The sequence below is a fragment of the Cellulomonas sp. P4_A2 genome (assembly GCF_056402515.1).
In genome coordinates, this window is the sequence record NZ_JBFUHG010000008.1 from 81,709 (window position 1) to 103,995 (window position 22,287).

General features: G+C 72.2%; 22 protein-coding genes. 8 read left to right on the plus strand and 14 right to left on the minus strand.

Features of this window, described 5'->3' with window-relative positions; translation table 11 throughout:
* Positions 1-31 precede the first annotated feature (31 nt).
* Together AC1DUE_RS10555 and AC1DUE_RS10560 are read right to left on the minus strand one after the other, a co-directional pair.
* Positions 32-1,237, minus strand: coding sequence for an RNA polymerase sigma factor (locus tag AC1DUE_RS10555; protein WP_477039368.1), 1,206 nt, complete (start codon positions 1,235-1,237; stop codon positions 32-34).
* On the minus strand, positions 1,237-1,647 hold the full coding sequence (locus AC1DUE_RS10560) for a YciI family protein (RefSeq protein WP_477039369.1): 411 nt from the start codon (positions 1,645-1,647) through the stop codon (positions 1,237-1,239). The genes AC1DUE_RS10555 and AC1DUE_RS10560 overlap by 1 nt, the downstream gene beginning before the upstream one ends.
* Before the next feature lie 145 nt (positions 1,648-1,792).
* Here AC1DUE_RS10560 and AC1DUE_RS10565 point away from each other — a divergent pair, with 145 nt between their 5' ends.
* Together AC1DUE_RS10565 and AC1DUE_RS10570 are read left to right on the plus strand one after the other, a co-directional pair.
* Complete coding sequence (locus AC1DUE_RS10565; RefSeq protein ID WP_477039370.1) at positions 1,793-2,770, plus strand: RNA polymerase subunit sigma-70; 978 nt, start codon at positions 1,793-1,795, stop codon at positions 2,768-2,770.
* 75 nt (positions 2,771-2,845) lie between these two features.
* Complete coding sequence (locus tag AC1DUE_RS10570; RefSeq protein WP_477039371.1) at positions 2,846-3,256, plus strand: SgcJ/EcaC family oxidoreductase; 411 nt, start codon at positions 2,846-2,848, stop codon at positions 3,254-3,256.
* Positions 3,257-3,295: 39 nt separating this feature from the next.
* Here AC1DUE_RS10570 and AC1DUE_RS10575 read toward each other — a convergent pair whose 3' ends face one another.
* The 4 genes from AC1DUE_RS10575 to AC1DUE_RS10590 all read right to left on the minus strand — a co-directional run bounded on the left by AC1DUE_RS10575 (position 3,296) and on the right by AC1DUE_RS10590 (position 5,226).
* Positions 3,296-3,937, minus strand: coding sequence for a winged helix-turn-helix transcriptional regulator (locus AC1DUE_RS10575; protein WP_477039372.1), 642 nt, complete (start codon positions 3,935-3,937; stop codon positions 3,296-3,298).
* Positions 3,938-3,942: 5 nt separating this feature from the next.
* On the minus strand, positions 3,943-4,377 hold the full coding sequence (locus AC1DUE_RS10580; RefSeq protein ID WP_477039373.1) for a VOC family protein: 435 nt from the start codon (positions 4,375-4,377) through the stop codon (positions 3,943-3,945).
* 36 nt (positions 4,378-4,413) lie between these two features.
* Positions 4,414-4,956 (minus strand): dihydrofolate reductase family protein, encoded by a 543-nt coding sequence (locus tag AC1DUE_RS10585; protein WP_477039374.1) that lies wholly within the window; start codon positions 4,954-4,956, stop codon positions 4,414-4,416.
* A gap of 120 nt (positions 4,957-5,076) precedes the next feature.
* Positions 5,077-5,226, minus strand: a complete 150-nt coding sequence (locus tag AC1DUE_RS10590; RefSeq protein WP_477039375.1) for a hypothetical protein — start codon at positions 5,224-5,226, stop codon at positions 5,077-5,079.
* A gap of 268 nt (positions 5,227-5,494) precedes the next feature.
* Between AC1DUE_RS10590 and AC1DUE_RS10595 the strand changes: the two genes are divergently transcribed.
* Together AC1DUE_RS10595 and AC1DUE_RS10600 are read left to right on the plus strand one after the other, a co-directional pair.
* Complete coding sequence (locus tag AC1DUE_RS10595; RefSeq protein WP_477039376.1) at positions 5,495-5,875, plus strand: SHOCT domain-containing protein; 381 nt, start codon at positions 5,495-5,497, stop codon at positions 5,873-5,875.
* Positions 5,876-5,939: 64 nt separating this feature from the next.
* Positions 5,940-6,449, plus strand: coding sequence for a hypothetical protein (locus tag AC1DUE_RS10600; RefSeq protein ID WP_477039377.1), 510 nt, complete (start codon positions 5,940-5,942; stop codon positions 6,447-6,449).
* Between the two features lie 110 nt (positions 6,450-6,559).
* Here AC1DUE_RS10600 and AC1DUE_RS10605 read toward each other — a convergent pair whose 3' ends face one another.
* The 3 genes from AC1DUE_RS10605 to AC1DUE_RS10615 all read right to left on the minus strand — a co-directional run bounded on the left by AC1DUE_RS10605 (position 6,560) and on the right by AC1DUE_RS10615 (position 10,010).
* Positions 6,560-6,991, minus strand: coding sequence for an iron chaperone (locus tag AC1DUE_RS10605; RefSeq protein ID WP_477039378.1), 432 nt, complete (start codon positions 6,989-6,991; stop codon positions 6,560-6,562).
* Between the two features lie 146 nt (positions 6,992-7,137).
* Entirely contained in the window at positions 7,138-7,566 is a 429-nt protein-coding gene (locus tag AC1DUE_RS10610) for an iron chaperone (RefSeq protein WP_477039379.1), read from the minus strand.
* A 71-nt stretch (positions 7,567-7,637) separates the two neighbouring features.
* On the minus strand, positions 7,638-10,010 hold the full coding sequence (locus tag AC1DUE_RS10615; RefSeq protein WP_477039380.1) for an ATP-binding cassette domain-containing protein: 2,373 nt from the start codon (positions 10,008-10,010) through the stop codon (positions 7,638-7,640).
* 139 nt (positions 10,011-10,149) lie between these two features.
* On the opposite strand from AC1DUE_RS10615, the gene AC1DUE_RS10620 reads away from it, so the two are divergent.
* The 3 genes from AC1DUE_RS10620 (at position 10,150) to AC1DUE_RS10630 (ending at position 13,484) form a co-directional block, all read left to right on the plus strand.
* A complete protein-coding gene (locus AC1DUE_RS10620) occupies positions 10,150-12,405 on the plus strand; it encodes an LLM class flavin-dependent oxidoreductase (protein ID WP_477039381.1) in 2,256 nt (751 codons plus the stop codon).
* On the plus strand, positions 12,405-12,890 hold the full coding sequence (locus AC1DUE_RS10625) for a heme-degrading domain-containing protein (RefSeq protein WP_477039382.1): 486 nt from the start codon (positions 12,405-12,407) through the stop codon (positions 12,888-12,890). The genes AC1DUE_RS10620 and AC1DUE_RS10625 overlap by 1 nt, the downstream gene beginning before the upstream one ends.
* Before the next feature lie 78 nt (positions 12,891-12,968).
* Positions 12,969-13,484, plus strand: a complete 516-nt coding sequence (locus tag AC1DUE_RS10630; RefSeq protein ID WP_477039383.1) for a hypothetical protein — start codon at positions 12,969-12,971, stop codon at positions 13,482-13,484.
* 5 nt (positions 13,485-13,489) lie between these two features.
* Here AC1DUE_RS10630 and AC1DUE_RS10635 read toward each other — a convergent pair whose 3' ends face one another.
* The gene (locus AC1DUE_RS10635) at positions 13,490-14,425 is read right to left on the minus strand and encodes an aldo/keto reductase (RefSeq protein ID WP_477039460.1); all 936 of its coding nucleotides are present in this window, start codon (positions 14,423-14,425) and stop codon (positions 13,490-13,492) included.
* A gap of 172 nt (positions 14,426-14,597) precedes the next feature.
* Here AC1DUE_RS10635 and AC1DUE_RS10640 point away from each other — a divergent pair, with 172 nt between their 5' ends.
* Complete coding sequence (locus tag AC1DUE_RS10640; RefSeq protein ID WP_028046368.1) at positions 14,598-14,942, plus strand: RNA polymerase-binding protein RbpA; 345 nt, start codon at positions 14,598-14,600, stop codon at positions 14,940-14,942.
* 12 nt (positions 14,943-14,954) lie between these two features.
* On the opposite strand, the gene AC1DUE_RS10645 is transcribed toward AC1DUE_RS10640, so the two are convergent.
* The 4 genes from AC1DUE_RS10645 to AC1DUE_RS10660 all read right to left on the minus strand — a co-directional run bounded on the left by AC1DUE_RS10645 (position 14,955) and on the right by AC1DUE_RS10660 (position 22,261).
* Positions 14,955-15,716, minus strand: coding sequence for a polyprenol monophosphomannose synthase (locus AC1DUE_RS10645; protein WP_477039384.1), 762 nt, complete (start codon positions 15,714-15,716; stop codon positions 14,955-14,957).
* A complete protein-coding gene (gene lnt / locus AC1DUE_RS10650) occupies positions 15,713-17,278 on the minus strand; it encodes an apolipoprotein N-acyltransferase (protein ID WP_477039385.1) in 1,566 nt (521 codons plus the stop codon). Before lnt ends, AC1DUE_RS10645 begins: the two co-directional genes overlap by 4 nt.
* Before the next feature lie 466 nt (positions 17,279-17,744).
* Positions 17,745-19,382 (minus strand): amidohydrolase, encoded by a 1,638-nt coding sequence (locus AC1DUE_RS10655; protein WP_477039386.1) that lies wholly within the window; start codon positions 19,380-19,382, stop codon positions 17,745-17,747.
* 17 nt (positions 19,383-19,399) lie between these two features.
* Positions 19,400-22,261, minus strand: coding sequence for a DEAD/DEAH box helicase (locus tag AC1DUE_RS10660; RefSeq protein WP_477039387.1), 2,862 nt, complete (start codon positions 22,259-22,261; stop codon positions 19,400-19,402).
* Between the last annotated feature and the right edge of the window lie 26 nt (positions 22,262-22,287).

A 22,287-nucleotide genomic window follows, 5' to 3' on the forward strand; every position in this document is an offset into this window, starting at 1 on the left:
GCCCACGCGCACGCGCTCTCTGCGCCGATCGTCATGACGTCGGCGCTCCCTCGGCCGCCGCGAACCGCGCGCACGCCGCCTGTCGGACCAGGTGTCTCATCTCCGTCACGTCCGTCGCCAGGCGTGCGCCGTCCGCGTACGCGTCGGCCGCCGACGACAGGTCGCCTCCGAGCTCGTACAGGTGGCCGCGGACGGCGTGCCATCGATGCCGGTTCCCGAGGACCTCGCGCAGGCGGTCGGTCTCGCGCAGCCCGGCATCGGCGCCCAGGACGTGACCGACCGCGACCGCCCGCCCGAGCACGGCGGCGGGGTCGAGGCGCACCGGGTCGTCGGTGAGGGCGACGAGGTCGTCGTACCAGGCGAGGATCTGCGGCCAGTCGGTCTCCTCCGCCCGCGCCGCGTCGTCGTGCAGCGCGGAGATCGCCGCCTCGATCTGGTAGCGACCGGGCCGCTGGGCCGCCAGCGCATCCTGCAGGACCCGCACGCCCTCGGCGATCTGACGCGTGTCCCACAGGGTGCGGTCCTGCCGGTCGAGCGTGATGATCAGCCCGTCCGGGTCCAGCCGGGCGGGGAGCCGGGCGTGGTGGAGGAGCATCAGCGCGAGCAGCCCGCGTGCCTCGGGCTCCGGGGTGGCGAGCGTCAGCTGGCGGGTGAGCCGGATCGCCTCGGCCGCGAGGTCGACCCGACCCGCATGACCCGCCGTGTAGACGAGGTAGAGCACGCGCAGCACGACCGCCAGGTCGCCGGGCTGGTCGAGCCGCCTGCCGCGCAGGTCCCGCTTGGCGCGGCTGATCCGCTGCGCCATCGTCGGCTCGGGGACGAAGAAGGCGTCCGCGATCTCCCGCGTCGTGAGGCCGCCGACCGCTCGCAGGGTCAGCGCGACCTGGGACGCGGGCGAGAGGTCGGGGTGGCAGCAGCAGAACAGCAGGAACAGCGTGTCGTCGCCGTCCTCACCGGCACCGGGGACCGGCTCGGCGTACGTGACCTCCTCGCGCCGGTCGCGTGCGGCCTCGCTGCGGCGGGCGTCGACGAGCCGTCGCGTCGCCACCGTCGTCAGCCACGCCCGGGGCTCGCGCGGGGGATGCTCGGGCCACACCCGGAGCGCCTCCAGGAGGGCCTCCTGCAGCGCGTCCTCGGCGGCGTCGAAGTCCTCGCCCCGCCGGACCAGGCCGGCGAGCACGCGCGGGACGAGGGCGCGCAGGGCGCCCTCGTCCAGCCCTGGGTCCGGCTCGGACATCAGTCGTTCGCGGGGATCTCGGACATGACCTCGCGGACGTCGATCCACTCGTACAGGGGAGTGCCACCGGGCCCGGGCTCCGACGAGACGTACGCCGCGAGCTCGACCGCCCGCTCGTACGAGTCGACGTCGATCATGTACCAGCCTGCGGCCAGGTCGCTGGTCTCGGGCAGCGGGCCGTCGGTGACGACGGGCGCGGCGTCCGGGCCGCCGTAGCGCACCCACGAGCGCGCCGGCGTGAGCGCCTGCGCGTCGACGTACTCGCCGTTCTTCTCGAGCAGCTCCGAGACGTGCCTGAGGAACGCCATGTGCGCCTCGATGTCCTCGGGTGCCCACTGGTCCATCGGGGGGACCTGGCGGATGTTCTCGGGGCCGCCGCGGTAGTGCTTGAGGAGCAGGTACTTCGGCATCGTCGTTCTCCTGGTGTGTCGTGGGCCCCGTCTGTCGCGGCCCTTCACCTGGAGAGCGGAGCCGGTCGGCGCTTCTCGACATGAAATCACCGATCGACTTCGCTGCGTCGTATGTTGGCTCGGCTGGAGTCGAGAAGGGCGAGGCGTGACGACGAGGACAGAGGGGATCGACCTCCCGGTCGAGCAGTTCCGCGCGGAGCTGCTGGCGTACTGCTACCGCATGCTCGGCTCGCCCCACGACGCCGAGGACCTGGTCCAGGACACGTTCCTGCGCGCCTGGCGGGCGCGGGACCAGTACGACGAGGCCCGCAGCTCGCTGCGCACCTGGTTGTACCGCATCGCGACCAACGCGTGCCTGACCGCGCTGGAGGTCCGCGGCCGCCGGCCCTTGCCGTCCGGCCTGGTGGCGGCGTCCGACCCACGCGGCCCCCTGGTCCCGGGGGAGCGCGTCGCGTGGCTGCAGCCGCTGCCGGACCCGCTGCTCGACGCCGTCGATCCCGCCCGCACGGCCGTCGACCGCAGCACTCTGCGCCTGGCGTTCGTCGCCAGCCTGCACCTCCTGTCGGCTCGGCAACGGGGTGCACTGATCCTGCGCGACGTGCTGAGCTTCTCGGCGTCCGAGTCGGCGGAGATCCTCGGCACGACCGTCGCGTCCGTGACCAGCTCGCTGCAGCGGGCGCGGGCACGGGTCAGGGCCGCCGGAGTCGGTCCGGAACCGCTGGCCGAGCCGTCCACCGCCGAGCAGCGCGCCTGGGTCGACCGGTACATGGTGGCGTTCGAGGCGGCGGACGTGGAGGGTCTCAAGCGGCTGCTCACCCACGACGTGCTCATGGAGATGCCGCCGATGCTCAACTGGTTCGTCGGCACGGACGGCTACGGCGCGTTCATGGACTGGGTGTTCGAGGTCGGTGGCACGGACTGGACCCTGGTCCAGGTCGCCGCGAACGGCCAGCCGGGCTTCGCCGCCTACCGTCGCGCCAGCGACCGCTACGAGCTGCACACGCTGCAGGTCTTCACCGTCACCGTCGAGGGGATCAGCCGCAACTCGGTGTTCCAGGACGCCGAGGTCTTCGCGTCGTTCGGTCTGGCGGCCGTCCTGGGTGACCGCACGGTCCCGCGATGAGTTTCGGTCTCCCCGCCGGTATGTACTGACGAGTTCGCCGGAGCCCCGGCCGAACCGTTCAGGAGGGAGACACCGATGTCAGACAGTCGCGCGCAGGACGAGGCCGCCATCCAGGCGGTGCTGGTCGACTCCTACCGGGCGTGGGAGGCAGGCGACGCCGCCGGGATGGTGGCCGACTACACGGCGGACGCCACGGCGATCATGCCCGGCTCGCTCCGGGCGGGTCGCGACGCGATCCGCGACAGCATGGCGCTGGCCTTCGACGGACCGCTCAAGAACACCTCGACCTACAACCGGCCGCTCAGCCTGCGCTTCGTCGGCCGGGACGCGGCGATCGTGGTCAGCGAGTCCGGCATCCTGTTCGCCGGCGAGACGCAGGTGCCCGAGGCGCGGAAGGTGAACGCGACCTGGGCGTTCGAGAAGCGCGACGGGCGCTGGCTGATCGCCGGGTACCACAACAGCCCCGTGCTGCCGCCCGGCCAGTAGCCGCTGGAATGCCGCCCCCGCMCCCGCGGGGGCGGCACGTCAGGCGGCCAGGTGGAACGTGCTCGCGAAGCGGTCGAGGAGGTCGCCGCGTCCGCGCAGCACCTCGACGGCGCCCGTCGCGATCGCGTGGTCGGGGGCGAGCCGCCCCGAGATGAGCCGGTGGATCTCCGGACCCGTGGCGAACGCGAGGTCGACCGGCCCGTCGCCGCGCGTCACGTCGAGCGTGGCGCCGTCCACACGGACGAGCAGCTCGACGGGTCCGAGGTGCGCCGCATAGGCGGTCGACGGGAGGTCCGCGGCCACCTGCGGACGGAACGCGGTGCGAAGAGTCATGGTCATCGCGTCCGGAGTGATGATCTGCCCCTCGCGCGGGTCGCCCATCGCCTTGTTGCCCCAGGCGCCGAGTGCCAGGACGACCGGCTCGAGCTCGTGCCCGTACTGCGTCAGCTCGTAGACGATGATGCGCGAGCGCGGCGCCCGGCGGATGATGCCGGCCGCCTGCAGCTCCTTGAGCCGCGTCGCCAGGATGTTGCTCGGGATGCGGGGGAGTCCCGCGGCGAGCTCTCCGTAGCGACGCGGCCCGACGAGCAGGTCGCGGACGATGAGCAGCGCCCAGCGCTCGCCGACGAGCTCGAGGGCCTGCGTGATGCCGCAGTACTGCCCGTACTCGCGTGCCGGCATGGAGGTCAGGCCTGCTGGTCCGCGAGTGCCTCGGGAGCCGGGGCCGCGGCGGACGGGTCGAACCAGCCGAACTCGAGGATGTTGCCGTCGGGGTCGTTGAGCTGGCGCTGGTACATGAAGCCGTAGTCGGTCGGTTCGTGCGGTTCCGTGCCGCCGGCGGCGAGGCCGGCGGTGACGCGCGAGTCGACCGCGTCGCGACCCTCGAGGAAGATCGCGGTCGACACCGACGGGTTGACGGCCGGGTCGCCGATCGGGAGGTCGGTGAAGGTCTGGAAGTACTCGCGCGTGAGCAGCATGAGGTAGCTGTGGTCCGCCTCGACCACGATGCAGAGGCCGTTGTGGTCGGACATGGCGGGGTTGAACGTGAATCCGACCGCCGTGTAGAACGCCTTGGCGCGTTCCAGGTCGGTCACCGGCAGGTTGACGAACATCGCGGTCATGTCGAGCTCTCCCTTGTGTGTGGCGGTGGTGAGCGACTACGCGACGACGCGGTAGTCGAGGATCAGGTACCCCGTCGGCGACACCGTGCTCCGGATCGGGGTGAGGCGGATCGGCGGCAGCCCGTCGAGGAGCTTGCGGCCGGAGCCGGCGATCGTCGGTGCGACCACGAGCCGCAGCTCGTCGACCACGCCCGCCGCGAGCAGCGCCTGCGCGACCGAGATGCTGCCGTGGACGCCGATGTCGCCACCCGGCCGGCTCTTCAGCTCACGGACGGCGTCGACCAGCGGGCCGTCGATGGCGCTCGCTCCGGCCCACTCCGGGGTGAGCGGCGTGGAGGTCGCGACGTGCTTCGGGACCGTGTTGATGAACGTGGCGAACGGCTCGATCTCGCTGTCCGGCCAGAACCCGACCCACTCGTCGTAGCTGCGGCCCAGGATCACCGCGTCCTGCGTGCCGATCCAGTCGGCGCCGGCAGCGTCCGCCTCGTCGTCCCACTCGGTGAAGAACGACTGGGGGCTCTCGCCGACGCCGTCGAGCGACAGCAGGTGGCACACGACGACTTTCCGGTCTGACGACATGAGGCGTCCTTCGTCCGGTCTCGGGGTCCAGCAGGTCGACGACTCGATACTTGCAAAAAACAAGTGCAGCGGTCAAGACTTCAGGGGAGAGAGCTCGGGGAGCCACGCGGGCGACCGCCGTCAGGCGTCCAGGGCGTCGTGGGTCAGGAGAGCGAGCGACCAGAGCACCAGCGTCAGGACACCGAGGACGATCGCTGCGACGGCAGGCTGCCGCAGCAGCGTCGCGTCGTCACGCCGGCTCGGCGCTGTGCTGATCCGCCGGCCGGTCACCGCCGGGATTCCGTCCAGTGCCGCCGGCGCAGCATGGGCAGGCTGACCGCGAGCAGCAGCAGAAGGACCGTGCGGACGAGCATGGCGGGTCGCTCGCCTCGGGGAGGGCCGTTTCGTGCAGGTGCCGGGTCGACGGCACGGTGCTCCGGAACCGTAGTGTCATAATGTGCATTATCGGCGTTTGCCTCGGTACGTGCCGCAGACGGCTTTCCCGCATATCACCCGCTCGGGACGATCCCAGGATGAACCGGGCGCGGTCTACGCTCCGATGGACGGTCCCGCGTGCGAGACCGGCCCGACGGCGGACGCGGCTCGCCCGTACACCCTGGCGACGGCGCACCGCGTCGACGTCGGACCGAAGGAGAACACGATGCCGCGGATGCTACGTCGCGCAGCAGTACTCGGGGCCACGGCCCACGTCGCCTCGAACCGAGGTGCCGCCCAGGCGAACGCAGCGAATGCTGCGGCGCAGGAGGCTAGCGCTCCGGAGCAGGTGGCCGCCCCGGTGGAGGCCGCGCCGCCGGCCGCACCGGCAGCCGCACCCACCGACGTCTACGCGGACCTCGCCAAGCTCAAGGAGCTCCTCGACGCGGGCGTCCTGACCCAGGCAGAGTTCGACGCGCAGAAGACGAAGCTCCTCAACGCCTGACGCGCGACGCAGGACAGGTGCCGTCGTCCGAGGGCACTCGAACATCGGTGTGAAGGAGCCCAGCATGCCCATCGGTCCCGTCCAGCTGCTCGTCGTCGGTTTCGAGGAGCCCAACTTCTCCGGGGAGATCCTGGAGGAGCTCGCCCGGCTGCGGGAGAACGAGCTCATCCGCCTCATCGACGTCCTCGTCGTCGAGAAGACGGTCGACGGCGAGGTCGTCGCCCTGAGCTGGAGCGACCTGTCGGTCGACGAGGCGGAGGACTTCGGCGCCACGGTCGGCGCGCTCCTCGGCCTCGGTCTGGCCGGCGAGGCCGGTCTCGAGGCCGGCGCGCTGCTCGGGCTCGAGGCGGGGTCCGACGGCCACGTCATCGACGAGGAGCGCGCGTGGGACGTCGCTGCGCAGATCCCGAACGGGTCCGCGGCCGCCATCGCGCTGATCGAGCACGTCTGGGCTGCACCGCTGCGCGACGCGATCGCCCGCGCCGGCGGCGTCCCGATCAGCGACGGGTGGGTGCACCCGCTCGACCTGGTCGAGATCGGGCTGCTCGCCTCCGAGGAGTTCGACGACGCCTGACCCGACCGGGCCTCCCCCGCGACGGTCGTCGACCGGGCGGCTCGCGCGTCCCCCACGACGCGCGGGCCGCCGCGGCGGCCGACGCACGGGTCAGGAGACGGGCCGTCGGCTCAGCTCACGGCCGCTCTCACGAGCGCGGCGATGCGCTTCTCGTCGTCGTGCGTCAGTGCCTTGAGCGCGAACGAGGTCGGCCACATCGAGCCGTCGTCCAGCGCTGCGGTGTCGTTGAAACCGAGGGTCGCGTAGCGCGTCTTGAACTTCCCGGAGGCCTGGAAGAAGACCACGACCTTGCCGTCCTTGGCGTAGGCGGGCTGGCCGTACCAGGTCTTGGGCTCCAGGTCCGGCGCGACGTCGGTGACGATGGCGTGGACCCGCTCGGCGATCGCGCGGTCGGCGTCGTCCATCTCGGCGATCTTCTCGAGCAGGTCGGTGAGCCCGTCGACCTTCTTGCCCCTGGGGCGGACCTCCTTGGCACGCTCCTTCATCGCGGCGCGCTCTTCGGCGGTGAAGCCTTCGGTCGTGGTGTCGGTCCGGTCAGCCATCGGTCGATCCCTCCACAGGTCGTGCCTCGGTGGACCCCACGTCGTCGTGGGGTGACGAGCACCGCTCAGCAGCCTACGCAGCCCGCCAGGCGTCCGCCGAGATCCCGGGACGCCAGCTCGTGGCCGATGTCCCGGGATCGCTCGCGTCAGCCGACCGCCCGGGTCACCAGGTCGGTGATCCGCTGCTCGGCGGCGGCGGTCAGCCGGGTCAGCGCGAACTCCGTCGGCCACAGCACGTCGTCGTCCAGCGCGGCCGAGTCGCTGAAGCCGAGCGTCGCGTACCGCGCCTTGAACTTGGCGGCCGGCTTGAAGAACAGCACGACCTTGCCGTCCTTCGCGTAGGCGGGCATGCCGTACCAGGTCTTCGGCTCGAGCCCGGGTGCGGCGTCCGTCACCAGGACGTGCAGACGCTCCGCCATCGTCCGGTCGGCGTCCTCCATCTCGGCGACCTTCTCGAGCAGGTCGGCCAGCCCGTCGGCCTTCTTGCCCGCGGACTTCACCTCCCGGGCACGGTCCTTCATGGCGGCGCGCTCGGCGGCGGTGAAGCCCTCGGTGGTCTCGGTCGTGTTCGTCATGGCGGGTTCCTCTCGTGAGTGCCGGTCACCCACTCGACGTTCCTCGTCGGCCATGTGTGACAGGCACCCGCTCAGGAACCGACGTACGCCGCCAGGTGCTGGCCGGTGAGGGTCGTCCGGTCGGCCACGAGCGTCGCCGGAGTGCCCTCGAAGACGACCAGGCCGCCGTCGTGGCCGGCGCCCGGACCGAGGTCGATGATCCAGTCGGCGTGCGCCATGACGGCCTGGTGGTGCTCGATCACGATGACGGACTTGCCGGAGTCGACCAACCGGTCGAGCAGCCCCAGCAGGTTCTCGACGTCCGCCAGGTGCAGGCCGGTGGTCGGCTCGTCGAGGATGTAGATGTCACCCTTCTCCCCCATGTGCGTCGCCAGCTTGAGCCGCTGCCGCTCGCCACCGGACAGCGTGGGCAAGGGCTGGCCGAGGCGCAGGTAGCCGAGCCCGACGTCCACGAGACGGGCGAGGATCGTGTGCGCCGCGGGGGTGCGTGCCTCCCCCGTCCGGAAGAACTCCTCGGCCTCCGCGACCGACATCGACAGCACCTCGCTGATGTCCCGGCCGGCCAGGTGGTACTCGAGCACCGAGGCGTCGAACCGCTTGCCCTCGCAGACCTCGCACGTCGTCGCGACCGTGGCCATCGGACCGAGGTCGGTGTAGATGACGCCGGCGCCGTTGCAGTTCGGGCAGGCGCCCTCAGAGTTGGCGCTGAACAGGGCGGGCTTGACGTTGTTGGCCTTGGCGAACGCCTTGCGGATCGGCTCGAGCAGTCCCGTGTACGTGGCGGGGTTGCTGCGGCGGGACCCCTTGATCGCGCCCTGGTCGATGGACACGACGCCCGCGTCGTCCGGGATCGACCCGTGCACCAGCGAGCTCTTGCCGGAGCCCGCGACCCCGGTGATGACGACGAGCACCCCCAACGGGATGTCGACGTCGACGTCGCGCAGGTTGTTCGCCTTCGCCCCGCGGATCTCGAGCGTGCCCGACGGAGCCCGGAAGGTCTCCTTGAGCACGGATCGGTCGTCGAGGTGGCGGCCCGTGAGGGTTCCGCTCGCGCGCAGGTCGTCGACGGTGCCCTCGAAGCAGATCGTCCCTCCGTCGGTCCCGGCGCCGGGGCCGAGGTCGACGACGTGGTCGCCGATCACGATCGTCTCCGGCTTGTGCTCCACGACGAGCACCGTGTTGCCCTTGTCGCGCAGCGCCAGGAGCAGGGTGTTCATCCGCTGGATGTCGTGCGGGTGCAGCCCGATCGTCGGCTCGTCGAACACGTACGTGACGTCGGTCAGCGACGAGCCGAGGTGCCGGATCATCTTGGTCCGCTGCGCCTCGCCGCCCGACAGCGTTCCCGACGGGCGGTCGAGCGACAGGTAGCCCAGGCCGATGTCGACGAACGAGTCGAGGATGGCCCGCAGGTTCTTCAGCAGGGGCGCGACGGACGGCTCGTCGAGCCCGCGCACCCACTCGGCCAGGTCGCTGATCTGCATCGCGCAGGCATCGGCGATGTTGACCCCGCCGATCCGGGAGGACCGGGCGCCCTCGTTCAACCGGCTGCCGCCGCAGTCGGGGCACCGCGTGAAGGTCACGGCACGGTCGACGAACGCGCGGATGTGCGGCTGCATCGCCTCCTTGTCCTTCGAGAGCATCGACTTCTCGATCCGCGGGATCAGTCCCTCGTACGTCATGTTGATGCCGGCGATCTTCATCCGGACGGGCTCGTGGTAGAGGAAGTCGTGCAGCTCCTGCTCGGTGAAGTCGCGGATCGGCGTCGCCGGGTCGAAGAAGCCGGACTCCATGTAGAGCCGCGTGTTCCAGCCGCCCCCGGTGTACCCCGGGATAGTGAGCGCGTCCTGCGCGAGCGACTTGGAGTCGTCGTAGAGCTGCGTCAGGTCGATGCTCGTGGCGCTGCCCATGCCCTCGCACCGCGGGCACATGCCACCGGTCACCGTGAAGCTGCGACGCTCCTTGACGGTCTCGCCGCCGCGCTCCATCGTGATCGCGCCGGCCCCGGACACCGAGGCGACGTTGAACGAGAACGCCTGGGGCGAGCCGAGGTGCGGCTGGCCCACCCGGCTGAACAGGATCCGGAGCATCGCGTTCGCGTCCGTCGCGGTGCCGACGGTGGACCGCACGTTGGCGCCCATCCGCTCCTGGTCGACGATGATCGCGGTCGTCAGGCCGTCGAGCACGTCGACGTCCGGGCGGGCCAGGCTCGGCATGAAGCCCTGCACGAAGCTGCTGTACGTCTCGTTGATCATGCGCTGGGACTCGGCGGCGATCGTGCCGAAGACCAGCGAGCTCTTGCCGGAGCCCGAGACGCCGGTGAACACCGTCAGGCGACGCTTGGGCAGCTCGACGCTGATGTCCTTGAGGTTGTTCTCGCGCGCCCCCTGGACGCGGATCAGATCGTGGCTGTCGGCAGAGAGCTGTGCGGGCAACGGTGCAGGCAACTGCGTGTCCGTCCTCGTGAGGTGGAAGGTGTGGGCACCATCGTGCCAGCAGGCACCGACGCGTCCCTCCCCCGGGCGCGCTCGCGTCCTCACGGGCGATATAGTTGAACGTTGTATCACTCGACGAAAGGCTTCCAGGGTGCCCGACTACGGCCATGACCTCGTGTTCGGCAGCTTCATCACGCCGTCGGCCAAGGACCCGCACCAGGTCGTGGCGCTCGCGCAGGCGAGCGAGGAGGTCGGCCTCGACCTCGTGACGTTCCAGGACCACCCCTACCAGCCGGCGTTCCTCGACACCTGGACGCTGCTGTCCTGGGTCGCCGCCTCGACGCAGCGGGTGCTGCTGTCGGGCAACGTGCTCAACCTGCCGCTGCGTCCGCCGGCCGTCCTCGCACGGGCGGCCGCGAGCCTGGACCTGCTCTCGGGCGGCCGGCTGGCGCTCGGGCTCGGGTCCGGGGCGTTCTGGGACGCGATCGTGGCGATGGGCGCACCGCGTCGCACCCCCGGCGAGGGCGTGACCGCGCTCGACGAGGCGATCGACATCATCCGCGGCGTCTGGGACGCCGACGAGCGGACTCCGCTGCGGGTGCGCGGCACGTTCCACCAGGTCGACGGCGCGAAGCGGGGCCCGTCGCCCGCGCACGACATCCCGATCTGGCTCGGCGCCTACAAGCCGCGGATGCTGCGGCTCGTCGGCACCAAGGCCGACGGCTGGCTGCCGAGCCAGGGGTACCTGCAGCCCGGCGACCTGGGGCGCGGCAACGCGGCCATCGACGAGGCGGCCGAGGCCGCCGGCCGCGACCCGCGCGAGATCCGCCGGCTCCTCAACATCGGCGGTCCCCAGGGCACCCCCGAGCAGTGGGTCGACGAGCTCCTGCCGCTCGCGCTCGAGGACGGCATCGGCACGTTCATCGTCGCGGCCGACGACGAGCGCACGCTGGCGGTCTTCGGGCAGGAGGTCGCTCCGGCACTGCGTGAGGCCGTCGCCGCCCAGAGGTCCTCGGCCGGCACGGCGACCGGCGCGGTCCGGCCCGCGGCCGCCCTGGCCAGACGGCGTCCGGGGATCGACTACGACGGGCTGCCCGCGTCCCTCGTCGGCAAGGCCGTGGAGCCTGGAGACCGCGAGTACGGGCGCGTCCGCTCCACGTACATCTACGCGGGCTCGCCGGGCCTCGTCATCCGGGCGACCTCGCCGCAGGACGTCAGCGACGCCCTCGCGTTCGCCCGAACGCAGGACGTGCCGCTCGCGGTCCGCAGCGGCGGGCACGGGATCAGCGGTCGGTCGACGAACGACGGCGGCATCGTGATCGACGTCGGGAAGCTCGACACGGTGGAGGTGCTCGACCGCAGCCGCGGACTCGTCCGGCTCGGGGCCGGGGCTCGCTGGGGCGACGTCGCGGCCGCGCTCACGCCGCACGGGCTCGCGATCAGCTCCGGCGACTACGGCGACGTCGGCGTCGGCGGGCTGGTGACCGCGGGCGGCCAAGGGTTCCTCGCCCGTTCGTACGGCCTCACGCTCGACCACGTCGTGGCCGCCGAGCTGGTGCTCGCGGACGGTCGGATCGTGCGCACCGACGCGGAGCACGAGCCCGACCTGCTGTGGGCCGTGCGGGGTGCGGGCGCCAACTTCGGCATCCTCACCGCCGTCGAGATCGAGGCCGCGCAGGTGGGCAACGTCGTGCACGCGACGATCGTCTTCGACGCCACGGACACGGCGGCGTTCATCGAGTCGTGGGCGACGTTCGTCGAGGGGGCGCCGCGCGAGCTGACCAGCTTCCTGAGCCTGATCCCCGCGAGCGGGCAGAACCCGGCCATCGGCTACACGATCGCCGTCTGGGCGAACGACGACACCGAAGCGGCGGTCGCGGTCCTCGAGCCGTTCCTCGACCTGGCGCCCGTGCTGCAGCAGCAGGCGCAGGTCGTCCCCTACGCCGCCACCGTCGAGGCGCACCACGGTCAGCACACCGGCGGACCCGACTTTGCGGCGCGCGGCGGGCTCGTGGAGCACGTGACGCCCGAGCTGGCCGAGCTGCTGGCCGACCTGGTGCGCTCCGGCGTGTCCGGCATGGTGCAGCTGCGGGCGGTCGGCGGTGCGGTCAACGACCTCGACCCCGCGGCCACCGCCTATGCCCACCGGACGCAGAACTTCTCGCTCGCCGCGACGGCCGGCGGGCGTCGTCGCGCCGACATCGACGCCTGGTGGGAGCGGCTCGCGCCCTACCTCGACGGGGTCTACCTCAGCTTCGAGACCAACCAGTCCCCCGCCCGCGTCGCCGAGGCGTTCCCGCCCGCGACTCTCGCCAAGATCGGCCGGCTCAAGGCGCTCTACGACCCGTCGCACCTGTTCGACAGCAACTTCGGGGTGGCCCCCGTGCCGTCTGCGACGATGTCGTGATGAGTGCCGACGACGTCACCGAGATCCAGCGCACCATCGCGACCATCGAGCAGCAGGAACGCGACCTGGTGTTCACCACCTTCACCCACGACGACGCCTGGCGGCTCGGCTGCCTGCTGATCGAGCTGGGACAGGAGCGCGACCTGCCGATCACCGTGGACGTCCAGCACGGGACTCAGCAGGTGTTCCACGCGGCGCGGGCCGGGACGACGGCGGACAACGACACGTGGGTGGCGCGCAAGGTCCGGGTGGTCCTGCGCTTCGGCGCGCCGTCCTACCTGGTCGGGCTGCGCGCGAAGGCGAAGGGCACGACGTTCAACGAGCAGCACGACCTGCCCCTGCGCGAGTACGCCGCGCACGGTGGTGCGTTCCCGATCCGGGTGCGCGACGTGGGCGTCGTCGGCGTCGTGACCGTGTCGGGTCTCCCCCAGGCCGACGACCACGCGCTCGTCGTGGAGGCGCTGACCGCTCACCTGGCGGCCTGAGCCGACCACAGCCCCCGCCGGGCCCCCGAGCCCGCCGCGAGCCCGTTCCGCGCCGTCGTCCGGGGGCAACCTGGACGCATGACGGCGAACGAGGACGACGACTGGCTCGACGAGGAGTGGGACACCCAGCTCAGGGCGGGGCGCGGGGCGTGGGAGGCGCTGGACTGGGACGACGACGGTCCGGACGACGACCTGCCGCCCCCGCCGGGCGGCCCGGTCGGGACGCCCGACGACGCCCTCGGGGTGCTCCTCGGCCTCGTCGGCTACGAACGGTCCGGGGAGCCGGCCCTGTGGTTCGTGCTGCTCGACGCAGGCGGGTACACCCTTCCGGTCGCGCTGCCGATCTCGGACGTCGCGATGCGCGCCGAGCCCGAGGTCGTGAGCGGCATCATGCACGTCCTCGGCTCGGTCCTCGACGAGTACGCGCCCGGCGGGTCGGTGCTCGTGGGTCTCGTCCGGGAGGCAGGCGGAGACAGGGGCCTGTTCGAGGCGTCGTGGGCAGGTGCCCTGCGCGAGGGTGCCGACGAGGCCGGGGTCCGCGTGTCGGGCTTCGCCGCGATCGGCGCCGACCGCGCCAGGATGCTCGAGTGGTGAGCCGGTCAGCCGACCGGGCCGGGCGATGCGTCGTCGATCGCGGCGAGCTGGTCGAGCGTCGGCTCCCACAGGATCGACGCCACGTTCGCGCGCAGCTGCTCGGGCGTCCGGGCGCCGGCGATGACCGTCGAGACCGCGGGCTGGGCGGCGAGGCCACCCAGCGCCAGCGTCGGCAGGTCGATGTCCCACTGCCCGGCCAGCGCGGCGAGCGCATCGATCCGGTCGAAGTCGGCGGCCGCCAGCCGGTCGGGCCAGCGGGACAGTCGCGAACCCTCGGGCGCGGTCTCGTCGCGCGAGTACTTGCCCGTCAGGAGCCCCGAGGCGAGCGGCACGTACGGGATCAGGCCCACGCCGACCTGCTCGAGCGCGGGGATCAGCTCGGCCTCGGCGTCCCGGGCCAGCAGGTTGTACCGGTTCTGGGCCGAGACGAAGGCCGTCGCACCTGCGGTCCGCGCGCTCCAGTCGGCGTCGACCACCTGCCAGCCCGCGAAGTTCGAGGACCCGAGGTAGCGGACCTTTCCCTCGACGACGAGCTCGTGCAGGGCGGCCAGCGTCTCCTCGATGGGCGTCACGGGATCCGGCACGTGCATCTGGTACAGGTCGATCCGGTCGGTGCCGAGCCGTTGCAGCGAGGCCTCGACAGCGCGCCGCACGTATGCGCGCGAGCCCGCCGCCTCGCCCTGCGGCGCGCCCGCCCCGAACTTGCTGGCGAGGACGATCTCGTCGCGACGGCCGGCCAGCGCGGCGCCCAGCAGCTCCTCGCTCTGGCCGAACGACCCGCCGTAGACGTCGGCCGTGTCGAAGAAGGTGATGCCGGCGTCCAGGGCCGCGGAGACCAGGGCCGGAACCCCGTCCGGGGCCAGCGTTGCGCCGAACGTGTTGCACCCGAGGCCGGCGACGGACACGCTCGGTCCGCGCTCGCCGAGCTGTCGGAACGTCATCTGCCTGGTGGGAGCCTGCGAAGTCACCCTGCGACCCTAAGCCTCTCCGCCGCATGCTGAGGGCGTTCACAGTCCCTTCACCTCGACCTGGAACACTGGAGGGGCCCCCACCGTTAACACCGGTGGAAGTTCACACTCTCGACGGCCGTACAACGGCACGGAGGATCCCAAGATGGCAAACCGGTCCCTGCGCGGCATGCGCATCGGGTCCCACAGCATGGAGACGGAAGACGGCGTCGAGTTCGCGCCCCGCCTCCAGGCTCACTACGACTGCCCCAACGGGCACACGATCATCCTGCCGTTCTCGGTCGAGGCCGATGTCCCGGTGGTCTGGGAGTGCCGTTGCGGCGAGGAGGCACTGCTTCGCGACGCCTCGCGACCCGAGGTGAAGGCCGGCAAGCCCCCGCGCACGCACTGGGACATGCTGCTCGAGCGCCGCACCGTCGGTGAGCTCCAGGAGCTGCTCGACGAGCGCCTCGACCTGCTCCGCTCGGGAAAGCTGCGCCGCAGCGCCTGACGCGCTCGACAGCTAGGAACGCCTGAACGCTCCCGCCACACGGCGGGAGCGTTCTGCTATCCCCCACCGCGTCACGCTGACCAAGGCCTCGACGACGATCGCCCGGCTCATCTTCGACGTGCCCAGCTCACGCTCGACGAACGTGATGGGAACCTCGACGACGCGCGCGCCCTGCCGGACGGCCCGCCACGCCATGTCGACCTGGAAGCAGTAGCCCTGGGACGCGATGTCGTCGAGCGTGAGGTCCCGCAGCAGCGTGGCGCGGTAGGCGCGGAAGCCACCCGTGGCGTCGCCGAGCGGGATGCCCAGGATGATCCGCGTGTACGTGTTGGCGCCCCGCGACAGGACGTGCCGGCTCATCGGCCAGTTGAGCACCTTGCCGCCGGGCACCCACCGCGAGCCGAGCACGAGGTCGGCGTCCTGCAGCGCGTCGAGGAGCCTGGGCAGGTCCTCGGCGCGGTGCGAGCCGTCCGCGTCCATCTCGACGACGACGTCGTAGGACCGCTCGAGCGCCCAGTGGAACCCCGCGATGTAGGCCGTCCCGAGACCGAGCTTCCCGGACCGGTGCAGGACGTGGACGCGCCGCGGTCCGTCGACCTCCTGATCGGCGATCTTCTCGGCCACCTCGCCCGTGCCGTCGGGAGAGCCGTCGTCGACGACGAGGACGTCCGCCTGCGGCACGTGCGCGCGCAGCCGGTCCAGGGCGAGTGGGAGGTTCTCGCGCTCGTTGTACGTGGGGACGACGACCAGCACGCGTCCGACGGAGCCCGTCATGCGGCGGTGCCGACCCGGTCCTGGCGACGGATCCCGCGGGCGCCGGCGATCCCGGCGGCGACCATGACGATCGCCAGGCCGTCGACGATCCACGCCGGCCAGGAGCCCAGCCGGGTAGCGGGCGTCAGGGAGTCGCGCAGCGGAAGGGACGCCACCATCTGCGCGGCCGTGAACAGGTCGGTGTCCTGCGCGACCACACCGTTCGGCTCGATGACCGCGCTGACGCCCACCGTGGAGATCTGGACGGTGGCCCGGCCGTGCTCGATCGCGCGCAGACGCGACATCGCGAGCTGCTGCGTGGACTCGTCGGAGACGCCGAAGGACGCGTTGTTCGTCTGCACGACCAGCACCTCTCCCCCGGCCCGAACGGCGTCGCGGACGATCGCGTCGTACGCGACCTCGAAGCAGATGACGTCCCCGATCCCGACCGTGCGGCCCAGCCGTTCGGACTGCAGGGGGATGTACCCAGGCTTGTTGCCGGGCAGCATATCGCGCGTGACCAGGTCGACCGCCGACGAGAACGGACGCACCAGCGAGCGCAGCGGGATGTACTCGGCGAACGGCGCGGGGTGCTGCTTGCTGTAGTACTCGGTGACACCGACGCCGGGCACCCAGAGCACGGCGGTGTTGTACCGGCCGCCGCTCTCGGGGTACTGCACGGTGCCGACGAGCATCGGGGCATCGACCGCGGTCGCGGCGTCGTCGATCAGCTTCGCCGCCCCGGCGTCCACCTGCGGGTCGATGTCCGTGCCGTTCTCGGGCCACAGGACCAGGTCGAGATCGCCGGGCTCCACCTGGTCGAGCAGCGCGTAGGTGCCCGCGACGTGGTTGTCGAGGACCGCCTCCCGCTGCCCGAACGCGTCGAGCCCGGTGCCGGGGACGTTGCCCTGGACGGCACCCACCTTGAGCGAGCCCTGCTGGGCCTGGGTGTCGAGCGGGATGGTCAGGCCGACGACGAAGATGACCGCGACCACCGCGCAGGCCACGCCGAGGCGCACCAGGCGCAGCCTGCGGGCCGCGAGCCAGATCCGCGCCAGGAGCACCCCGACCGCCACGACGACTCCGGTGAGCAACGGCGTCCCGCCCCAGGAGATGAACGCGGCGAGCGGCGAGTCCGCCTGCGAGAAGGCGATCCGCCCCCACGGGAACCCACCGAAGGGCCACGACGCCGCGAGCTCCTCCGTGGCGGCCCAGAGCACCGCGAACACGACGACCTGCAGACCTCCGCTGCGCCAGACGGCCTGCCCGCGCCGGGCCCACGACCAGGCCGCGCCGAACAGGGCGAAGTACAGCGCCTCGAGCGTGGACAGGGCGAACCAGGGCACCTGTCCCACGGCGTCGCCCGTCCAGCTGATCAAGGGGACGAACAGGGCCAGGCCCCAGACGAACCCGACGAGGGCGTTCCAGCGGGCGCCGTCCCGACGCATCGCGAGGTAGACGAGCGCGATGCCGACGAAGGCCATCCCCCACCAGCCGGGAGCGGGAAAGGCGAGCCGGGTCAGATAGCCACCGGCGACGGCGAGAACGAGAGTCCACCAGCGGGCGGGTTCACGGGCGGGCACCTCAGGAGAGTACGTCAGGTGCATGTGTCGGGAGGTCGTCGCGACCGGGGCGCCTGAGAATCGCTCAGGGGCGCCGACCGACCGGCCCGCGTGTCCTTCGTACCGGTCGGCGTGCAGGCGCACGGACCGTTGTCTACTGAACACGCGGGCCCGGTCGGAGCCCTAGCTCTCCACCTTTGCCCCCCATGGCCCGACGTCGTCGTGGGCATGTCGCTCAGGTGGATCCCCTGAAACCTACCCAGTTCCCCGGGTGTGTCAAGGCCGCGACGGTGCAGGTGAGAGCCGTACCCGCAGGTCACCAGAGCCCCCCGCGTACGGTCTGTACCGTTCGGTTCGGCGTGTCGGTCCGCGTGTCGCGGGATCAGGCGGAATCGGACTGCGCTGTCCACGATCGGGCTCCGTTTTTTTCACCCGGTCAGTTGTCCAGGTTCTCCCGCGTGTCTCGGATCGCGTCGTCCGGCGTGTCTCAGAACGTGTCGTGCAGGACGGTCCCGCCGCGCACGGTGCGCAGACACTCCGGCAGCGGGGCGTCCTGCGACATGTCCGGCAGCAGCGGGATCCCCGCGCGCGCGTCGGTGCTCCACGACGAGAAGCGGCCGTCCGCCGACTGCACGGTCAGATGCTCCGCACGCCACACCGCGAGGTGGGCCGGCGACCCCACCCGCAGCTCGCCGGCGCCGGTGTGGTCGAGGCCCGCGAGCCGCCAACCGCCACGGGTCGAGGCCCGGAACGCGGCCCGCGCCGAGATCCGCTGGTCGGCGGAGCGGTGCTGGACCGCGGCACGGACCGCCGCCCACGGCGAGATCGGCGTGACGGGCGAGTCCGAGCCGAACGCGAGCGGGATCCCGGCCGCGGCGAGGTCGGCCAGCGGGTTGAGGGCGGCGGCGCGGCCGGCGCCGAGACGGGCGGCGTACATGCCGTCCGGACCGCCCCACGCGGCGTCGAACCCGGGCTGGACGCTCAGCTGGACGCCCAGGAGGACGAACGCGGCCAACGTCGGGGCGTCGACGAGCTCGGCGTGCTCGAGCCGGTGCCCGCGTCGCGCGATCGCCTCCACACCCTCCACGTCGACGGCGGCCCGCAGCCCGATCAGCAGCTCGTCCATCGCCCGGTCGCCGATGACGTGGAAGCCGCCCTGGACGCCCGCACGGGTGACCGCGGTGAGGTGGTTGCAGACCTGCTCGGCGGTCAGGTACAACGCGCCGTCGCTCGACGGGGCGTCCGTGTAGGGCGCCCGCAGCGCGGCGGTCCGCGAGCCGAGCGAGCCGTCGATGTTCAGGTCGCCACCGATCCCGGTGAGGCCGGGGATCGCCGCCAGGATCTCGCGCGCGTCGTCGACGGTGACGCACTGCTCGCCGCGGTAGCCCACGAGGTGCGGCAGGCCGCTCTCCTCGTCGGCGGTCAGCTCGAGCAGCTCGATCAGACCCTCGCGCGTGTCGATGAAGGGCGCCGACTGCTCGTGCACGGAGACGACGCCCCGGGCCGCGGCGTGCTCCAGCGCCTGGCGGTACAACCGGGTCCGCCGGTCCGGCGCGACCGTGCGCGCCGCGTCCCGGGCGGCATGGTGCGCGTCCCGCTCGACGCGCCCGTCGAAGCTCCAGCCCGGCAGCACGTCGAGGCCGGCGCTCGCGGTCAGGGCGCTCGAGACGACCGCCGAGTGCACGTCGACGCGGGCCAGGTACACCGGAGCGCCACCCGCGGCCGAGTCGAGCTCCTCGCGGGTGGGCGGCCGCCCCTCGGGCCAGCGCAGCTCGTCCCAGCCGAAGCCGAGCAGAGGGCTGTCCTGCGCGCTCGCGGACCGTTGCTGCGCCGCCCGGTGCACGGCCTCGAGCGCGTCCGCGAGCGAGTGCACGCCGCCCTCGGCCGACAGGTCGATGCTCTCGAGCGCGAGGCCGGTCTCCAGGACGTGCACGTGCGCGTCGACGAAGCCGGGGGCCACGAGCGCGCCGTCGAGATCGATCACCTCGTCGGCCCGGGAGGCGAGCCCGTCGGCGGTGTCGTCGGCGCCGATCCACGCGACCACACCGTCCTCGACGAGCAGCGCCTCGGCGAACGGGTCTGCGGACGTGTGCACCGCGCCGTGGCGGTAGAGGGTCGAGCTCACACGGGCACGATAGAGCCCTACACCGACGAGTACGCCACCACTCCGCGCCGCAACGCGTCCACGGCCTTGCGGGCGGTCTCGCGGACGCGGTCGTGCGGGGCCGCCTGGGACACCTGGTCGAGCACGTCGATGACCTGCTTGCACCAGCGGACGAAGTCCCCGGCGGACAGCTCGTTGCCCTTGAGCACCGCGTCGAGGCTGCGTCCGGCCGCCCAGCGGTGCACGGCCTCGACCAGGCCGGTGTCGAGCGGCTGCGTCGTCTCGACCTTGTGCGCGGACTCGAGGTCGTCGAGCTCGGACCAGGCCCGGACGGTCGCGTCCAGGGCGACCCCCAGCCTGCTCGCCGGTCCTCCCGGGATGCGCGGCTCGCCCTGGTCGTCGCGGCGGGACCGGTAGACCAGGGTCGAGACGGCCGCCGCCAGACCCGGGGCGTCGAGCTCGTCGAACACGCCGCGTCGCAGGCACTCCGCGAGCAGCAGGTCGTTCTCCGCGTAGATCCGGCGCAGCCAGCGGCCCTCGTCGGTCACCTCGAGCGTGGCGCGGCCGCCGCCCTCGGCGTCGGACTGCGCGAGATAGCCCAGCTGCAGCAGCACGTCGCAGATGCGGTCGAACACGGCCGCGATCGAACCCGTGCGGCCCGCGATCCGGGCGACGAGCGCGTCGTGCTCGCCGGACAGCCGCGCCCAGCGTTCTGCCCAGCGCATGTGCTCCTCGCGGTCGGGGCAGCTGTGGCACGGGTGCGCGCGCATCCGACGCCGCAGCTCGGCGATCTCGGCGTCGTCGGTGGCCGCCGCCCGTCGGGTCGGTTTCACGCGGCCCTTGGACGACGTGTGGGCGTGCCCGTCCTCGCTGACGGCCGTGCGGAGCTGGGCGGCCAGGTCGCGGCGGGCCGCCGGCACGCGGGCGGTGAACCCCTTGGGCACGCGCAGGAACCCGACGGTGCGGGCCCCCGTCCCGACGTCGGCCACCGTGAGCTTGCGGACCTGGCGGTCGACGGTGAGCACGGTCGGCTTCGGGCCGTCGAACCCGGCCTCGCCGCCGGGGTCGATGACGACGACGTGGCCCGACCGACGCCCCACGGGGATCTCGAGCACGTCCCCGACCCGCAGGCCCTCGAGCGTCCGGGCGACCTCGGCCCGGCGGGCGGACGCCTCGGCGCGTGTGAGGTCCTTCTCGCGGGCTGTGATCTGCCGGCGCAGGGACGCGTACTCGGCGAAGTCGCCCTGGTGGCACTCCATCGCCTTCGCGTAGCCGTCCAGCGCCTCTGTGTGGCTCTGTGCCTGCCGCGCCAGGCCGACGACACCCCGGTCGGCCTGGAACTGCGCGAACGACGTCTCCAGGACCTCACGAGCACGGTCGCGACCGACCTGCGCCACGAGGTTGACGGCCATGTTGTAGGTGGGGCGGAAGCTGGACCGCAGCGGGTAGAGCCGCTTGGACGCCAGGCCGGCCAGCTGCACCGGGTCGAGCCCAGGGTGCGCGACGACGACCGCATGGCCCTCGGTGTCGATCCCCCGGCGTCCCGCGCGTCCGGTCAGCTGGGTGTACTCCCCCGGCGTGACGTCGACGTGGCTGGAGCCGTCCCACTTGACCAGCTTCTCGAGCACCACGGACCGCGCGGGCATGTTGATGCCGAGCGCGAGCGTCTCGGTGGCGAACACGACCTTGACCAGCCCCTGCGAGAACAGGTCCTCGACGGTCTCCTTGAACAGTGGGAGCATCCCGGCGTGGTGCGCGGCGACGCCCCGGCTGAGCGCCTCCGCGAACTCCCAGTAGCCGAGCACGGGCAGGTCCTCGGGCGGGACGGCGGCGCACTTCTCCTCGACGATCATCCGGATCCGCGACGACTCGGCCGGGCTCGTCAGCCGCACGCCCGCGGCGAGGCACTGCTGCACGGCGCCCTGGCAGCCGGCCCTCGAGAAGATGAAGACGATCGCGGGCAGCAGCCCGTCCGCCTCCAGCGCGTCGACGACCGCGAACCGAGGGGTGGGCTTCCCGCCGCCCGGGCGGTGGTTCGGGCGGCCCTGCTGCTGCCGGCCGCGGTGCGCGGGACCGCGTCGGGCCGGCACCTCCTCGCGGTTGCTGCGGCGCAGCAGGTGGCTGAGGTCGGGGTTGATCGGCGGGTCGACGCCCGGCGCCGTCGGGTCCACGTGACCCGCGTACAGGTCGAGCAGCTCGCCTCGTACAAGGACGTGCTGCCCGAGCGGCACGGGACGGTGCTCGCTGACCACCACGGTCGTGTCGCCGCGGACGGTGGCGAGCCAGTCGCCGAACTCCTCGGCGTTCGAGACGGTCGCGGACAGCGACACCAGCTGCACGTCGTCGGTGAGGTGGATGATCACCTCTTCCCACACGGGCCCACGGAACCGGTCGGCGAGGTAGTGCACCTCGTCCATGACGACGAACCCGAGCCCCTGCAGGGTCGTCGACCCGGCGTACAGCATGTTGCGGAGCACCTCGGTGGTCATCACGACGACCGGGGCGTCCCCGTTGATCGTCGTGTCCCCGGTGAGCAGGCCGACCTTCTCGGCGCCGTAGCGACGGACCAGGTCGCCGTACTTCTGGTTGGACAGCGCCTTGATCGGCGTCGTGTAGAACGCCTTGCGACCGGACTCGAGCGCGAGGTGCACGGCGAACTCGCCGACGACGGTCTTGCCCGCACCGGTCGGCGCCGCGACGAGCACCCCGCTGCCGCGTTCCAGCGCCAGGCACGCGTCCACCTGGAACTGGTCGAGCGGGAACCCCAGCAGCTCCCGGAACTTGGCGAGCTCGGTGCGTTCCTCGTCGGCCCGGCGGCGGGCCGCCGCGTAACGCTCGGCGGGCGAGGGCTCGGCCGGCGGGTCAGCGGGACGGGAGGACTTGCGTGTGCGGGCCACCACACGCACACCCTAGGCACACGTGGGCC

Coding starts and splice junctions, on each gene's coding strand:
- AC1DUE_RS10555 (WP_477039368.1), bottom strand. CDS start 1,237: ATGTCCGAGCCGGACCCAGGGCTGGACGAGGGCGCCCTGCGCGCCCTC.
- AC1DUE_RS10560 (WP_477039369.1), bottom strand. CDS start 1,647: ATGCCGAAGTACCTGCTCCTCAAGCACTACCGCGGCGGCCCCGAGAAC.
- AC1DUE_RS10570 (WP_477039371.1), top strand. CDS start 2,846: ATGTCAGACAGTCGCGCGCAGGACGAGGCCGCCATCCAGGCGGTGCTG.
- AC1DUE_RS10575 (WP_477039372.1), bottom strand. CDS start 3,937: ATGCCGGCACGCGAGTACGGGCAGTACTGCGGCATCACGCAGGCCCTC.
- AC1DUE_RS10580 (WP_477039373.1), bottom strand. CDS start 4,377: ATGACCGCGATGTTCGTCAACCTGCCGGTGACCGACCTGGAACGCGCC.
- AC1DUE_RS10585 (WP_477039374.1), bottom strand. CDS start 4,956: ATGTCGTCAGACCGGAAAGTCGTCGTGTGCCACCTGCTGTCGCTCGAC.
- AC1DUE_RS10595 (WP_477039376.1), top strand. CDS start 5,495: ATGGACGGTCCCGCGTGCGAGACCGGCCCGACGGCGGACGCGGCTCGC.
- AC1DUE_RS10600 (WP_477039377.1), top strand. CDS start 5,940: ATGCCCATCGGTCCCGTCCAGCTGCTCGTCGTCGGTTTCGAGGAGCCC.
- AC1DUE_RS10605 (WP_477039378.1), bottom strand. CDS start 6,991: ATGGCTGACCGGACCGACACCACGACCGAAGGCTTCACCGCCGAAGAG.
- AC1DUE_RS10610 (WP_477039379.1), bottom strand. CDS start 7,566: ATGACGAACACGACCGAGACCACCGAGGGCTTCACCGCCGCCGAGCGC.
- AC1DUE_RS10625 (WP_477039382.1), top strand. CDS start 12,405: ATGAGTGCCGACGACGTCACCGAGATCCAGCGCACCATCGCGACCATC.
- AC1DUE_RS10630 (WP_477039383.1), top strand. CDS start 12,969: ATGACGGCGAACGAGGACGACGACTGGCTCGACGAGGAGTGGGACACC.
- AC1DUE_RS10635 (WP_477039460.1), bottom strand. CDS start 14,425: ATGACGTTCCGACAGCTCGGCGAGCGCGGACCGAGCGTGTCCGTCGCC.
- AC1DUE_RS10640 (WP_028046368.1), top strand. CDS start 14,598: ATGGCAAACCGGTCCCTGCGCGGCATGCGCATCGGGTCCCACAGCATG.
- AC1DUE_RS10645 (WP_477039384.1), bottom strand. CDS start 15,716: ATGACGGGCTCCGTCGGACGCGTGCTGGTCGTCGTCCCCACGTACAAC.